Raw genomic sequence first — 14323 nt, 5'->3', positions numbered from 1 at the left:
CCCAAAGCGCCATGCCGTATGATCCCATCGTACTCAGGCCGCCGATCGCGCCTTTTTTCCAGTGCCGGCGCAGATAGCGGCTGGCTTCCTGGCGACGAGCGACCATCGACCAGCTCAGCAGGCAGCTGCCGTTCATTAAAAAGGACCACAGCGTGTAGCCCAGCGCCGTATCCGACAACCGCACGCCGGTACCATCAACCAACGTATAGCCGGCGATAAAACAGGCGTTGATCAGCGCGAGGGTGATGCCGTAGCCGGAGCGGGTCCGGCCGTTGCAGGCCATCGCGAGGATCGCCAGACAGATTACGCCAATGCCCGTCCATGCCAGCGGCGACAGCGTGTCGCCGAGGAACACGACGCTAATCACCGCCACCAGCAGAGGCGCGGTGCCGCGCATCAATGGATAGGTCTGGCTCATGTCGGAGACCTGGTAGGTTTTGGCGACCAGAACGGTGTACACCACCTGCAATGCGCAGGAAAGCGCCAGATACGGCACGCTGGCCGGGGAGGGCTGCGGTGCGAAAGGCAAGGCCGCCAGGGCGATAAGCGCGGCAGAGCCGCTCACGCCAATCGCCGCGTACAGCTTATCTCCACTTGCTTTGACGATAGCATTCCAGCTGGCATGCAGGAGGGCGGCGAACAGCAGAACGCAGAAAACGGTTATCGTCATAGCAGGTATGTGGGTGAGTGGCCGAGTCTGGCACTGTAACACGGGCATTTTCGCCCGGCTAGCCGTGCTTAAAGTGAGCAGAACAGGCGATGAGTGACCCGCGGCTCATCATAAACCGGGCGAAACCCAAGCGATTCATAAAACGGCCACGCCGACGGTGGCGCGTGGGTGTTGAGAAAATCAAACCAGGTGCCTGAGTGGGTGATGACCGCCACCAGCAGCTGCTGGCCGATATTCTGCCGCCGAAAGGCATCGCTGATATATAAATGGCGGATGCGCCCGGCTCGCAGTTGCGGGCTGAAGGGGTCGATATTCAGCCCACAAACCCCAACCAGTTGCCCGGCGACAAAGGCGCCCAGCAGTTTTTCCCCTGGCGCGCTAAAGCGGTTTTTGCCGCTTTGCCAGTTCTCTGCCAGGCGGCGCAGCATATTGAAATGTTGGGCGAGGCTTTCACTGCGCAAAGCAAAAAACCCTGGGTCGTCAGGCGTCGTGGCGGCAATCAACAGCGGTGGCATGATTTTCTCCAGTAAGTCAGCACAAGGCTAGTGGTTAATGGGAACCGCCTGTAGAGGGGCGGTTTCCCCGCCCCTCCCAGGTGCGACTTGAACCTGAATCAACGTAGCTGTTTCAGGACGGCATCAAGCAGTTGCAACATGGCAACCATGAGTTTCAGGATAAGAACAACAATATCCATGGCACCCATACGCGTCTCCTCTGGTACAGGAGCACGACCGGCTGGCGTACCTTTCCGCCGCCTGTTGCCAGCCAGGATATACGCCGCCAGCCGGGACACGTTGCCGTGGCCAGAAGACATTAGCGTATTTGTTGACGTAACACAGTGTGCTCTCTCGGGGTTAAGGCGCTGACGGCACCACCCGTTTCAGCCAGGACTTTATTGCGCCGGTGATACATGCGGCCCCGAATGACACAACGTGAACGTTTTCAGTATAAACAAATACTGTATACACATACAGTATTTTCTCGACAAAATTGCACTTGCCAGCCATACTCTACTTTGGCAAAAACCGAGGTGAAAATTGCGTGAGCGCCTGTGCGGGCGTATACTTTCAGCGTTGACGTAATACAGTGTACTTGCGGTGACCAGCCGTGAACATGCTGAGAAAAACCTCGCTCCGGCGGGGTTTTTTGTTTTTTTCGTTCGGTTAGAAATTGTGATCCTTCGCGCAAATTCTCGTGGATGAAAATAAATCCGTTGTTTAATGGCGGCGGTTGTGTTTGTATAAATTCAGTTAAATTTTCGACACAACAGGTCCCTAATGAACGCTGCCATTCTGACTACGACTCTACTAAAAACCGCGCCTGCCGCGGTGGTCGTCGTGCGTGTGGTGGTCGTCGTCGGCAATGCGCCGTAGGGTCCGGAACAACACGATTCCAAACCCCGCCGGCGCAAACCGGGCGGGGTTTTTTTTCGACACTCGCCCGGTAAGTCGGCTCAAAATAAAAGGACTGGAGCATGGCAAGTTCGGGCACAGCATCAGAAAAAATGCGCTTTACCGGCGCACAGTTAGTTATTCATTTACTGGAACGCCAGGGGATCACCACCGTTGCGGGCATCCCGGGTGGATCTATCCTTCCTATCTATGACGCATTAAGCCAAAGCAAGCAGATTCGCCACGTTCTGGCGCGTCATGAACAGGGGGCGGGCTTTATCGCTCAGGGAATGGCGCGTACTGAGGGCAAACCGGCGGTCTGTATGGCCTGTAGCGGACCGGGCGCCACCAACCTGATCACCGCCATCGCCGATGCGCGTCTGGACTCAATTCCGCTGGTGTGCATTACCGGCCAGGTTCCGGCATCGATGATCGGGACCGATGCGTTCCAGGAAGTCGACACCTACGGTATCTCTATCCCCATCACCAAACATAACTATCTGGTCCGCGATATTGCTGAATTGCCGCAGGTGATGAGCGACGCTTTTCGCATCGCTCAGTCCGGCCGGCCGGGTCCGGTGTGGATAGATATTCCTAAGGATGTGCAGACGGCGACCATCGAGCTGGAGGTGTTACCGGAGCCGGGTGCGCGCACCGCACCGCCGACATTTGACAGCGCCAGCGTCCACGACGCAGCAGCCATGATCAATGCGGCTAAACGTCCGGTACTTTATCTGGGCGGTGGCGTGATTAATGCCCCTGAGCAGGTACGTGCGCTGGCGGAAAAAGCGAACCTGCCGACCACGATGACCCTGATGGCACTGGGGATGCTGCCGAAGGCGCATCCGCTGTCACTGGGCATGCTGGGGATGCACGGCGCGCGTAGCACCAACTTTATTCTGCAAGAGGCGGATTTACTGATTGTGTTAGGTGCACGTTTTGATGACCGGGCGATTGGTAAAACCGAGCAGTTCTGCCCGAACGCGAAAATTATTCACGTCGATATCGACCGGTCCGAGCTGGGTAAAATCAAGCAGCCACACGTGGCGATCCAGGGGGATGTGGCCGACGTTCTGGCGCAGCTGACGCCGCAGGTCGCCGCCCAGCCGCGTGACGAGTGGCGCCAACTGGTGGCGAACTTACAGCGTGAGTTCCCTTCGCCGATTCCGCAGGAGAGCGACCCGCTCACGCATTACGGCCTGATCAACGCCGTTGCCGCCTGCGTCAATGATGAGGCAATCGTCACCACCGACGTCGGTCAGCATCAGATGTGGGTTGCCCAGGCTTATCCGTTGAATCGTCCGCGTCAATGGCTGACTTCCGGTGGGCTGGGAACCATGGGGTTCGGTCTGCCGGCAGCGGTCGGTGCGGCGCTGGCTAATCCCCAGCGCAAAGTCATCTGCTTCTCCGGTGACGGCAGCCTGATGATGAACATTCAGGAAATGGCCACCGCGGCAGAAAACCAGCTGGATGTGAAAATCATCCTGATGAATAACGAAGCGCTGGGGCTGGTCTATCAGCAACAGAGCCTGTTCTATCAGCAAGGGGTATTTGCTGCGACCTATCCCGGAATGATTAACTTTATGCAGATTGCTGCTGGCTTTGGTCTGCAAACCTGCGATTTAAATCACGAGGCCGACCCGCAGGCAGCGCTGCAGGCGATCGTCGATCGGCCCGGCCCGGCGCTGATTCATGTGCGTATTGATGCGGAAGAGAAAGTCTATCCGATGGTTCCGCCGGGAGCGGCAAATACAGAAATGGTGGGGGAATAAACCATGCAACAGCAGACTCATGATAACGTTATTCTGGAACTCACCGTCCGCAACCATCCGGGGGTGATGACCCACGTCTGTGGCCTGTTTGCCCGCCGCGCGTTCAACGTGGAAGGCATTCTCTGCTTACCGATTCAGAACAGCCACCACAGCCGCATCTGGCTACTGGTGAACGATGACCAGCGGCTGGGGCAGATGATCAGCCAGATTGAAAAACTGGAGGACGTGGAGAAGGTGGTGCGTAACCAGTCCGATCCTTCCATGTTTAATAAAATTGCCGTCTTCTTTGAGTAAGAGCCTATCCCATTAGGCTATTTTATTTGCCATTTTGGCCTTGGGCAGTGCTCAATTCCCTCACGTACGGCGTGTACGCTCCGGTTTTTCCGCGCTGTCCGTGTCCAGACGGGCTGCAACAATCTACGCCTGGTGGGATGGCGCTAAGCTATTCGCTTTCAGCGTCCGGCGTGATGACTATTACCGACCCGTTCCGGCAGTGCGCGGCATAGTCTGCCGGTAACGGGCGATCGCTGATCAACACATCAAATGCCGGCAGCGGTGCAATACTGGCAGGCGCAACATCATCAAACAGCGCGTAGCGCGCGAGCAGGATTTTCCGCAGGCCGCGATCCATCGCTTTACGTTTGGTGGCGAGATCGTCGGGGTTAAACCAGCTGACGCCAAAATGTTCATGAACGCCGCTGGCGGAGATAAACACTTTACGCGGATTGAGTGAATCCAGCGCTGACGGGTTGCTGGTATCGTAGAAAGCATCGCTCTTCGCCCGATAGGTACCGCCGCATAAGATGGCGGTGGCGTTGGGCTTTTCATTTAAGGCCATAAACACCCGATGTGAATAGCAAATGCCGGTAAAAGTAATATCATCGGGGATCATATTGATGACCAGCGGCATTTCGCTGCCGTTATCAAAAAAGACCAGGTCGTTTTCGCTGACCAGGCCGGCGGCGAGGATGGCAATGGGCAGATCGTCACGATGATGAGCTGGTTTTGTCGCCAGTGCTGGCGTGACGGAAGGCGATGAGGGTTTGTTGACCATCACCACGTAGCCGCCCAGCAGCGTGAGCGGCAGCGGTTCGTCGTTTTCCTGGCCGAGATCCCGGCGAATCGTCATCACAGAGACCTCCAGCATACGTGCGGCGTCTTTAAGATGGATGCGGTCGGTTTTCTTCAGCAGTTCCATCAGACGACGTATACGTTCTTTTTGCTTGGTCTCCATTCACACTCTCCGTAATTCATGTGGCAAATGTTCTTTTGGTAACATTTTTGTCCCTGCTGAAACATTATGCATTCACATTACTATACTGCGGCCCTTTCAGAATTAAAAGCCTGATTGATCTCGTTTTTTTTATAGTTATCTCTTTTTTTCAGTTTGTTGTGTTGTTGTTTTTTATTTTTATTTTTCTTTATCTCATGGTTTATCACATCTCACTGGTTGATAAATAAACATTAAATGATACTGCAATCGCGATCATGGTCACAAATGGTACTAAAGTAACATGATAATGTTACGATAATATCATTGTTATGTGATTGTTTCTGAGAGGTAGTAAAATGGATATCGCGGTTATTGGCTCCAACATGGTGGACCTCATCACCTACACCAACCAGATGCCGAAAGAGGGGGAAACCCTTGAGGCGCCGGCGTTCAAAATTGGCTGCGGCGGGAAAGGGGCCAACCAGGCCGTGGCGGCCGCTAAGCTCAATTCGAAAGTGCTGATGTTGACCAAGGTGGGAGATGATATCTTTGCGGATAACACAATTCGCAATCTTGAGTCCTGGGGCATCAATACCACCTATGTTGAGAAAGTCCCCTGCACCAGCAGTGGCGTGGCACCGATCTTCGTGAATGCTAACTCCAGCAACAGCATTCTTATTATTAAGGGTGCCAACAAATTCCTCTCTCCTGAAGATATCGATCGCGCCGCCGAGGATTTAAAAAAATGCCAGCTGATTATTTTGCAGCTTGAGGTGCAACTGGAGACGGTTTACCACGCGATCGAATTTGGTAAAAAGCACGGTATTGAAGTGTTATTAAATCCGGCTCCGGCTCTGCGCGAATTAGATATGTCTTATGCCTGCAAATGTGATTTCTTTGTCCCCAATGAGACCGAGCTGGAAATATTAACCGGCCTGCCTGTAGATACTTACGATAATATTCGTATCGCCGCCCGCAGCCTCGTGGAAAAGGGCCTCAACAATATTATTGTGACCATGGGTGAGAAAGGCGCGCTGTGGATGACGCGCACTCAGGAAGTGCATGTCCCGGCATTTAAAGTCAGCGCGGTAGATACCAGCGGCGCAGGCGATGCCTTTATCGGTTGTTTTGCTCACTATTACGTCCAGAGCGGAGATGTTGAATCCGCCATGAAAAAAGCCGCTCTCTTTGCCGCCTTTAGCGTCACGGGGAAAGGCACGCAATCGTCTTATCCCAGTATCGAGCAGTTTAATGAATATCTGTCGTTAAACGAATAATCACCCTGCCCTGTAAAAGGTAGCACTATGAACGATAAAAACATCATTCAGATGCCTGATGGCTATCTGAACAAGACCCCTATGTTCCAGTTTATTTTGTTATCCTGCTTATTCCCTTTATGGGGATGTGCTGCGGCTTTAAATGATATTTTAATTACGCAGTTTAAAAGTGTATTTGCATTAAGTAACTTTGCCTCCGCGCTGGTTCAGAGCGCATTTTATGGCGGTTATTTTTTAATTGCCATTCCGGCATCGTTAGTGATTAAAAATACCAGCTATAAGGTCGCTATTCTCACGGGGCTGACGCTGTATATCGTCGGCTGCACGCTCTTTTTCCCGGCCTCACACATGGCAACCTACACTATGTTCCTGGCAGCGATTTTCGCGATTGCCATCGGCCTGAGCTTTCTCGAGACGGCAGCGAACACCTACAGTTCGATGATTGGCCCGAAAAGCCATGCCACACTGCGCCTGAACATCAGCCAGACTTTTTATCCGATTGGCGCGGCAGCCGGGATTTTGCTGGGTAAATATCTGGTCTTTTCCGATGGCGAAAGTCTGGAAAAACAGATGGCCGGCATGAATGCCGAGCAGATTCATAATTTTAAAGTTCTGATGCTGGAAAACACCCTTGAGCCTTACAAGTACATGATCATGGTGCTGGTGGTGGTCATGGTGCTGTTCCTGCTGACGCGCTTCCCGACCTGTAAAGTTGCGCAGACGGTGAACCATAAACGCCCGTCGGCGGCCGATACGCTGCGCTACCTGGCCAGCAACGCGCGTTTTCGTCGCGGAATTGCCGCTCAGTTCTTATATGTCGGTATGCAGGTCACCGTCTGGTCGTTCACCATTCGTCTCGCTCTGGTGCTGGGCGATATCAACGAGCGTGATGCCTCAACGTTTATGGTATACAGCTTTGCCTGCTTCTTTATCGGCAAGTTTATCGCCAACATTTTAATGACCCGCTTCACGCCGGAAAAAGTGCTGATTCTCTACTCGGTGATCGGCGCGCTGTTCCTTGCGTATGTGGCGCTGGCGCCGAGCTTCAGCGCGGTCTACGTGGCGGTGCTGGTGAGCGTGCTGTTCGGACCGTGCTGGGCAACCATCTATGCCGGTACGCTCGATACGGTGGATAACGAACACACCGAAATGGCTGGCGCGGTGATTGTGATGGCGATTATTGGCGCCGCCGTCGTCCCTGCGATTCAGGGCTTTGTAGCCGATATGTTCCACTCGCTGCAGGTCTCGTTCCTGGTACCGATGCTGTGTTTCATCTATGTCGGCATCTATTTCTGGCGCGAATGCAAAGTCCGCCGTGCGCTGACTGAAGCGACGGCATCCTGAGGAGAACGATCATGACGACACGCTTACCTTTATGGCGCCCGCTCTTTAGCGAGCAACCGCGCACGCTGCTGGCGAATGATGACTTTACGGTAACGGCTTTTCGCTATGCCAGCGGCGTAGAGGGGCTGCGGGTGGAAAACGCGCGCGGCTATCTGGTGATTCTGCCCTGGCTGGGGCAAATGATCTGGGATGCTGAGTTTGACGGCCACGATCTGACCATGCGTAATATGTTCAGCGAGCCGAAGCCGGCGGCGGAGGTGGTGGCTACCTACGGCTGCTTCGCTTTCCACTCAGGACTGCTGGCGAACGGCTGCCCGTCGCCGCAGGATACCCACCCGCTGCATGGTGAAATGGCCTGCGCGGCGATGGATGAAGCCTGGCTTGAACTGGAGGCTGACTGCCTGCGGGTGGCGGGGCGCTATGAATACGTGATGGGCTTTGGTCATCGCTACGAGGCGCGACCAGCGGTGGTCTTACGGCGAGCCAGCGCGCTGTTTGATATCCAGATGACGGTGACCAATCTTGCCTCTGTCGCCATGCCGCTGCAGTACATGTGCCATATGAATTATGCCTATGTGGCGCAGGCGACTTTCAGTCAGAATATCCCGGATGAAGCGCTCTCGCTGCGCGAGTCGGTACCGGCCCATGTACAGCCGACGGAATCATGGCTGGCGTTCAATCAGCGCCTCCTGCAAGGCGAAGCCTCGCTGACCACGTTGTGTGAGCCTCAGTATTACGATCCGGAAATCGTCTTTTTTGCCGATAAGCTGGATCGCTACACCGATAGCCTGGAATTTCGCATGATAGCACCGGATGGCACCACGTTTGTCACCCGTTTCTCCAGCACTGAGTTCAATTATGTTACCCGCTGGATCCTCTATAACGGCGATCAGCAGGTTGCCGCCTTCGCGCTGCCCGCCACCTGTCGCCCCGAAGGGTTCCTGGCGGCGCAGCGTAATGGCAGTTTGATTTCTCTGGCGCCACAGCAAACCCGGACCTTCACGGTGACCACCGGTATCGCCTGAGGCATAATCCTGCGCAAGGCTTGAACAACAACGTGCTTATCGTTAAGGTAAGCGCGTTTTTTAACCTGCCAGGACACGTCATGACCACCATTGCCCTTATCGACGATCATCTTATCGTTCGCTCCGGATTTGCGCAGTTGCTGGGGCTGGAAGCCGATTTCCAGGTGGTTGCCGAATTCGGTTCCGCCCGCGACGCGTTGGCGGGGCTGCCCGGGCGCGGTGTACAGGTCTGTATTTGTGACATCTCGATGCCGGATATGTCTGGGCTTGAGCTGCTCAGCCTGCTGCCTAAAGGTATGGCGACCATCATGCTGTCAGTTCACGACAGCCCGGCGCTGGTGGAACAGGCGCTGAATGCCGGCGCCCGCGGTTTTCTCTCCAAACGCTGTAGCCCGGATGAGCTGATCGCCGCGGTCAGAACGGTGGCGGCCGGCGGTTGTTACCTGACGCCGGATATCGCCATGAAGCTGGCGGCAGGTCGCCAGGATCCGCTCACCCGCCGCGAGCGGCAGGTCGCGGAAAAGCTGGTGCAGGGGATGGCGGTGAAAGAGATCGCCGCTGAGCTGGCATTGTCGCCAAAAACCGTACACGTGCATCGCGCAAATCTGCTGGAAAAGCTGGGCGTCAGCAACGATGTTGAGTTGGCGCGACGCATGTTCGATAGCTGGCAATGAGACCGTTCCTCTCCCGGCTGCTTTCGGTGGCCGGCTGTTTTTGCATTTTCTCCGCCGCGTGGTTCTGCCTGTGGAGCATCAGCCTGCACCTGGTCGAACGAGCGGATCTTGCCGTTCTGCTGTTCCCCTTTGGCCTGCGGCTGGGTTTGATGCTTCAGTGCCCGCGCGGCTACTGGCCGGTGTTGCTGGGCGCTGAATGGCTGCTGATCTTCTGGCTGGCGCAGGAAGTGGCGCTGGCGCATCCGATAATATTGATGATCGGTAGTGTGCTGGCGCTGCTGCCAGTGGCGCTCATTTCGCGCTATCGTCACCAGCGCGACTGGCTCACATTGCTGCGTCAGGGCGGCGCGCTGATTGCCGCCTCGCTGTTGCAATCGTTGCCGTGGATGAGTGAAGGGAGCGACGGACTGAACGCGCTGCTGCTGACATTAACCGGCGGCCTGACGCTGGCTCCGACCTGTCTGGTTATCTGGCACTATCTCACCAGTACCGTCTGGCGACCGCTGGGGCCATCGCTGGTTTCACAGCCGATTAACTGGCGAGGACGGCATCTTATCTGGTATCTGCTGCTGTTTAGCGTCAGTCTCTGGCTACAGCTGGGATTGCCTGCTGAACTCTCGCGTTTTACCCCTTTCTGTCTGGCGTTGCCGATCATCGCTTTAGCCTGGCATTACGGTTGGCAGGGGGCGCTGATCGCTGCGCTGATGAATGCGATTGCGTTAATCGCCAGTCAGACCTGGCACGATCATCCGGTGGATTTGCTGCTCTCGCTGCTGGCGCAGAGCCTGACCGGGCTGCTGTTGGGCGCCGGGATTCAGCGTCTGCGTGAACTGAATCAGTCGCTGCAAAACGAACTGGCGCGCAACCAGCGGCTGGCGGAGCGCCTACTGGAAACGGAAGAGAGCGTGCGCCGGGACGTGGCGCGCGAACTGCACGATGACATCGGCCAGACCATTACTGCGATTCGCACCCAGGCCGGGATTGTGCAGCGTCTGGCGCCGGAAAACGGCGGCGTGAAACAGAGCGGCCAGCTTATTGAGCAGCTTTCGCTAGGGGTTTACGATTCGGTTCGTCGTCTGCTGGGTCGTCTGCGCCCGCGTCAGCTCGACGATCTGACCCTTGAACAGGCGGTACGTTCGCTGATGCGCGAAATGGAGCTGGAAGATCGCGGGATGGTCAGTCATCTCGATTGGCGAATTGATGAGGCCGCATTAAGCGAAAACCAGCGCGTGACGCTGTTTCGCGTCTGCCAGGAAGGGCTGAATAACATCGTGAAGCACGCCAGCGCCAGTGCGGTGACGCTGCAGGGCTGGCAGCAAGATGAGCGGCTGATTCTGGTTCTTGAGGATGATGGCTGCGGGCTGCCATCGGGGATCGGGCAGCAGGGCTTTGGCCTCACCGGTATGCGCGAACGCGTGACGGCGCTGGGCGGCACGCTCACTGTCTCCTGCACGCACGGTACGCGGGTCTGCGTCAGTCTGCCGCGCCGTTATGTTTGAGGAGTAATAATGCTGAGTTTTCTGAAATCCCCGCCCGATGCCGCGCCGGTTGCCGATAAGCAGGCGCTTGATGAGCGTTACCGCTACTGGCGACGTCATATTCTGCTGACCATCTGGCTGGGCTATGCCCTGTTTTATTTCACGCGCAAAAGCTTTAATGCTGCGGTGCCGGAAATTGTCGCCAGCAACGTCCTGACCCGCAGCGATATCGGCCTGCTGGCGACGCTGTTTTACATCACCTACGGGCTATCGAAGTTTTTCTCCGGCATCGTCAGCGACCGTTCCAACGCCCGCTATTTTATGGGGCTGGGCCTTATCGCTACGGGCGTAGTCAATATTCTGTTCGGCTTTTCCACCTCGCTTTGGGCGTTTGCCCTGCTGTGGGCGCTGAATGCCTTTTTCCAGGGCTGGGGCTCGCCGGTGTGCGCCCGTCTGCTGACGGCCTGGTATTCGCGGACCGAACGCGGCGGCTGGTGGGCGTTGTGGAATACCGCGCATAACGTCGGCGGGGCGCTGATCCCGATGGTGGTCGGCGCGGCGGCGCTGCGCTATGGCTGGCGTACCGGGATGATGATTGCCGGGATGCTGGCGATTCTCGCCGGACTGTTCCTCTGCTGGCGACTGCGCGACCGGCCGCAGGTCGTTGGGTTACCTGCGGTGGGCGACTGGCGGCATGACGAGCTGGAGATTGCCCAGCAGCAGGAAGGGGCAGGGCTGACGCGCAAAGAGATCCTCACCAAATACGTGCTGCTGAATCCCTATATCTGGCTGCTGTCGCTGTGTTACGTCCTGGTATACGTGGTGCGGGCGGCGATTAACGACTGGGGCAACCTGTATATGTCGGAGACGCTGGGCGTCGATCTGGTAACCGCCAATTCAGCGGTGACAATGTTCGAGCTGGGCGGTTTTATTGGCGCGCTGGTCGCAGGCTGGGGATCGGATAAACTGTTTAACGGTAACCGAGGTCCGATGAACCTGATTTTCGCTGCCGGTATTTTGCTCTCGGTCGGCAGTTTATGGCTGATGCCTTTCGCCAGCTATGTGATGCAGACGGCCTGCTTCTTTACCACCGGTTTCTTTGTGTTTGGCCCCCAGATGCTGATTGGCATGGCGGCGGCGGAGTGTTCTCACAAAGAAGCGGCGGGCGCGGCAACCGGCTTTGTCGGGCTGTTTGCCTATCTCGGGGCGTCGCTTTCCGGCTGGCCGCTGGCGCAGGTCATGGAAATCTGGCACTGGAGCGGTTTTTTCGTGGTCATCGCAATTGCCGCCGGTATTTCCGCGCTGCTGCTGCTGCCGTTTTTAAACGCTCAGGCACCAAGAACAGCTCACGAAGCGTGAGCTGTCTCTCTTTTTTACCCCGAGTGGGACAAAACTAAGAAATTTTCCCGGTTCCGCCTGGACGCTGTCTCAGGCCAGCCGCACTGCGGCTTTTTACAATGCCTGCCATTCGCAGGTATAAAAATTAGCCCGGAGTGTCCTATGTTGGCTTTTCTAAACCAGGTGCGCAAGCCGACCCTGGATCTGCCGCTCGACGTGCGGCGTAAAATGTGGTTCAAACCGTTCATGCAGTCCTATCTGGTGGTCTTTATCGGCTACCTGACGATGTATCTGATCCGCAAAAACTTTAACATCGCCCAGAACGACATGATTTCCACCTATGGGTTGAGCATGACCCAACTGGGGATGATTGGCCTTGGCTTCTCGATCACCTATGGCGTGGGTAAAACGCTGGTGTCCTACTACGCGGACGGTAAAAACACCAAGCAGTTCCTGCCGTTTATGCTGATTCTCTCCGCAATCTGTATGCTGGGCTTCAGCGCCAGTATGGGGGCCGGCTCAACCAGTCTGTTCCTGATGATCGCCTTCTATGCGCTGAGCGGTTTCTTTCAGAGCACTGGCGGTTCGTGTAGCTATTCCACCATTACCAAATGGACGCCACGCCGTAAGCGCGGCACTTTCCTCGGCTTCTGGAATATCTCTCACAACCTCGGCGGCGCGGGCGCAGCGGGTGTGGCGCTGTTCGGCGCGAACTATTTGTTCGATGGCCACGTCATCGGCATGTTTATCTTCCCGTCGATTATTGCGCTGATTGTCGGCTTTATCGGTCTACGTTTTGGTAGTGACTCTCCGGAATCCTATGGCCTGGGGAACGCGGAAGAGCTGTTCGGCGAAGAGATCAGCGAAGAAGACAAAGAAACCGAAGATAACGCCATGACTAAATGGCAGATTTTCGTTGAGTATGTGCTGAAAAACAAAGTCATCTGGCTGTTGTGCTTCTCCAACATCTTCCTCTATGTGGTGCGCATCGGTATCGATCAGTGGTCGACGGTCTATGCCTTCCAGGAACTGAAGCTTTCCAAAGAGGTTGCGATTCAGGGCTTTACCTTATTTGAAGTCGGGGCGCTGGTCGGAACGTTGCTGTGGGGCTGGCTGTCGGATCTGGCGAACGGCCGTCGCGCGCTGGTGGCCTGTATCGCGCTGGCGTTAATCATCGCGACCCTTGGTGTTTACCAGCATGCCAGTAACCAGTATGTCTATCTGATGTCGCTGTTTGCCTTAGGCTTTCTGGTGTTTGGCCCGCAACTGCTGATCGGCGTTGCGGCAGTAGGCTTCGTCCCGAAAAAAGCCATTGGCGCGGCGGACGGTATCAAAGGTACCTTCGCTTATCTGATCGGTGACAGCTTTGCCAAACTGGGGCTGGGGATGATTGCCGACGGCACGCCGGTCTTTGGCCTGACCGGCTGGGCCGGTACTTTTGCGGCGCTGGATGCGGCAGCTATCGGCTGTATCTGTCTGATGGCTATCGTCGCAGTCTTTGAAGAACGTAAAATTCGCCGCGAGAAGAAGAAACAAAGTTTGCAGACCGCCTGAGGCATCAGGTATTGGTAACGTTGCTCGGCCTTCCCGCCGGGCTTTTTTATGCCTGCTGTGCAAGAGGGGAATTTAGGCCTCTTCTGGCTTACTGATGGTTTTTCTGGTTTTTTGACGGTTTCATCCATGCGTCATCATACTTTATATTCCCTCTAAGGTAGTTCCATTCAATCCCTCTAAATCTTAATCCTATGATTTCATGCATATTTGGAGAAGAGCTACCAGGGTAGTAGACATGCGTAAAATCAACGGAAGAAATAACTACACTATCTAATGTGATTTTATATAGTTCAACTTCAACACCTGCCTCTATAATAGCATAATATTTAATTACGGCTTTCTGTCAGCGTTTGGACTCACAAACAGCAATAGCAAAAAAGGGACTCGTTTTGTCTAACTGTTTATGGACAGTAACAGGATCGTGCTGCCGTGTTCCTGTCATGCTTCCAGTAAAACTATCTACACCTTGCCTTACACCGTAGCTACTGTTCATGATTTCAATAGCGCCTTCTCTACCTGGCATCAGACAATCGCCTTTTACCTGAACTCCATTCTCATCATATAAAAATAAATACGCTGGTAATGAC

General features: G+C 55.3%; 13 protein-coding genes and 2 pseudogenes. 10 read left to right on the top strand and 5 right to left on the bottom strand.

Annotated features, from left to right (window positions below):
* The 3 genes and pseudogenes from ACZAHD_RS17320 to tisB form a co-directional block, all read right to left on the bottom strand.
* The coding region (locus ACZAHD_RS17320) for an EamA family transporter (RefSeq protein ID WP_462457872.1) at nucleotides 1–670 on the bottom strand (670 nt) is incomplete at its 3' end.
* 68 nt (nucleotides 671–738) lie between these two features.
* Entirely contained in the window at nucleotides 739–1185 is a 447-nt protein-coding gene (locus tag ACZAHD_RS17315) for a GNAT family N-acetyltransferase (RefSeq protein ID WP_462457871.1), read from the bottom strand.
* Nucleotides 1186–1283: 98 nt separating this feature from the next.
* A pseudogene (gene tisB, locus ACZAHD_RS17310) lies at nucleotides 1284–1398 on the bottom strand (type I toxin-antitoxin system toxin TisB); the annotation flags it as partial.
* 549 nt (nucleotides 1399–1947) lie between these two features.
* On the opposite strand from tisB, the gene ivbL reads away from it, so the two are divergent.
* From ivbL to ilvN, 3 genes are all read left to right on the top strand, one after another.
* Nucleotides 1948–2043 carry an ilvB operon leader peptide IvbL gene (gene ivbL / locus ACZAHD_RS17305; protein WP_462457870.1) on the top strand — a complete coding sequence of 32 codons (96 nt, stop codon included), beginning with the start codon at nucleotides 1948–1950 and terminating at the stop codon, nucleotides 2041–2043.
* Nucleotides 2044–2144: 101 nt separating this feature from the next.
* Nucleotides 2145–3833: an acetolactate synthase large subunit gene (gene ilvB / locus ACZAHD_RS17300; RefSeq protein ID WP_462457869.1), complete on the top strand. Its 1689-nt coding sequence runs from the start codon at nucleotides 2145–2147 to the stop codon at nucleotides 3831–3833.
* Between the two features lie 3 nt (nucleotides 3834–3836).
* Nucleotides 3837–4127 carry an acetolactate synthase small subunit gene (ilvN, locus tag ACZAHD_RS17295; RefSeq protein WP_462457868.1) on the top strand — a complete coding sequence of 97 codons (291 nt, stop codon included), beginning with the start codon at nucleotides 3837–3839 and terminating at the stop codon, nucleotides 4125–4127.
* Nucleotides 4128–4275: 148 nt separating this feature from the next.
* On the opposite strand, the gene ACZAHD_RS17290 is transcribed toward ilvN, so the two are convergent.
* Nucleotides 4276–5067: a DeoR family transcriptional regulator gene (locus ACZAHD_RS17290; protein ID WP_462457867.1), complete on the bottom strand. Its 792-nt coding sequence runs from the start codon at nucleotides 5065–5067 to the stop codon at nucleotides 4276–4278.
* A gap of 335 nt (nucleotides 5068–5402) precedes the next feature.
* Here ACZAHD_RS17290 and rbsK point away from each other — a divergent pair, with 335 nt between their 5' ends.
* The 7 genes from rbsK (at nucleotide 5403) to uhpT (ending at nucleotide 13736) form a co-directional block, all read left to right on the top strand.
* Nucleotides 5403–6323: a ribokinase gene (rbsK, locus tag ACZAHD_RS17285; protein ID WP_462457866.1), complete on the top strand. Its 921-nt coding sequence runs from the start codon at nucleotides 5403–5405 to the stop codon at nucleotides 6321–6323.
* A gap of 27 nt (nucleotides 6324–6350) precedes the next feature.
* Complete coding sequence (gene fucP, locus ACZAHD_RS17280; RefSeq protein WP_462457865.1) at nucleotides 6351–7667, top strand: L-fucose:H+ symporter permease; 1317 nt, start codon at nucleotides 6351–6353, stop codon at nucleotides 7665–7667.
* 11 nt (nucleotides 7668–7678) lie between these two features.
* Nucleotides 7679–8692, top strand: coding sequence for an aldose 1-epimerase family protein (locus ACZAHD_RS17275; RefSeq protein ID WP_462457864.1), 1014 nt, complete (start codon nucleotides 7679–7681; stop codon nucleotides 8690–8692).
* Between the two features lie 80 nt (nucleotides 8693–8772).
* Nucleotides 8773–9366, top strand: coding sequence for a transcriptional regulator UhpA (gene uhpA, locus ACZAHD_RS17270; protein ID WP_462457863.1), 594 nt, complete (start codon nucleotides 8773–8775; stop codon nucleotides 9364–9366).
* Nucleotides 9367–9383: 17 nt separating this feature from the next.
* Complete coding sequence (gene uhpB, locus ACZAHD_RS17265; RefSeq protein ID WP_462457873.1) at nucleotides 9384–10865, top strand: signal transduction histidine-protein kinase/phosphatase UhpB; 1482 nt, start codon at nucleotides 9384–9386, stop codon at nucleotides 10863–10865.
* Between the two features lie 9 nt (nucleotides 10866–10874).
* Nucleotides 10875–12203, top strand: a complete 1329-nt coding sequence (gene uhpC / locus ACZAHD_RS17260; RefSeq protein ID WP_462457862.1) for an MFS transporter family glucose-6-phosphate receptor UhpC — start codon at nucleotides 10875–10877, stop codon at nucleotides 12201–12203.
* Nucleotides 12204–12344: 141 nt separating this feature from the next.
* Nucleotides 12345–13736 carry a hexose-6-phosphate:phosphate antiporter gene (gene uhpT, locus ACZAHD_RS17255; protein ID WP_462457861.1) on the top strand — a complete coding sequence of 464 codons (1392 nt, stop codon included), beginning with the start codon at nucleotides 12345–12347 and terminating at the stop codon, nucleotides 13734–13736.
* A gap of 88 nt (nucleotides 13737–13824) precedes the next feature.
* Here uhpT and tssD read toward each other — a convergent pair.
* Nucleotides 13825–14229: pseudogene (gene tssD, locus ACZAHD_RS17250) on the bottom strand (type VI secretion system tube protein TssD).
* Nucleotides 14230–14323: the final 94 nt, after the last annotated feature.

The organism is Raoultella sp., from assembly GCF_039594335.1.
Classification (GTDB): Bacteria; Pseudomonadota; Gammaproteobacteria; order Enterobacterales; family Enterobacteriaceae; genus Klebsiella.
The sequence above is the reverse complement of the archived record's forward strand: the minus strand, read 5'-3'. Positions and strand labels throughout refer to the sequence as shown.

Excerpts from the sequence above, each read along its gene's own strand:
- ACZAHD_RS17315 (WP_462457871.1), bottom strand. The coding sequence starts at position 1,185 with ATGCCACCGCTGTTGATTGCCGCCACGACGCCTGACGACCCAGGGTTT.
- ivbL (WP_462457870.1), top strand. The coding sequence starts at position 1,948 with ATGAACGCTGCCATTCTGACTACGACTCTACTAAAAACCGCGCCTGCC.
- ilvB (WP_462457869.1), top strand. The coding sequence starts at position 2,145 with ATGGCAAGTTCGGGCACAGCATCAGAAAAAATGCGCTTTACCGGCGCA.
- ilvN (WP_462457868.1), top strand. The coding sequence starts at position 3,837 with ATGCAACAGCAGACTCATGATAACGTTATTCTGGAACTCACCGTCCGC.
- ACZAHD_RS17290 (WP_462457867.1), bottom strand. The coding sequence starts at position 5,067 with ATGGAGACCAAGCAAAAAGAACGTATACGTCGTCTGATGGAACTGCTG.
- rbsK (WP_462457866.1), top strand. The coding sequence starts at position 5,403 with ATGGATATCGCGGTTATTGGCTCCAACATGGTGGACCTCATCACCTAC.
- fucP (WP_462457865.1), top strand. The coding sequence starts at position 6,351 with ATGAACGATAAAAACATCATTCAGATGCCTGATGGCTATCTGAACAAG.
- ACZAHD_RS17275 (WP_462457864.1), top strand. The coding sequence starts at position 7,679 with ATGACGACACGCTTACCTTTATGGCGCCCGCTCTTTAGCGAGCAACCG.
- uhpA (WP_462457863.1), top strand. The coding sequence starts at position 8,773 with ATGACCACCATTGCCCTTATCGACGATCATCTTATCGTTCGCTCCGGA.
- uhpC (WP_462457862.1), top strand. The coding sequence starts at position 10,875 with ATGCTGAGTTTTCTGAAATCCCCGCCCGATGCCGCGCCGGTTGCCGAT.
- uhpT (WP_462457861.1), top strand. The coding sequence starts at position 12,345 with ATGTTGGCTTTTCTAAACCAGGTGCGCAAGCCGACCCTGGATCTGCCG.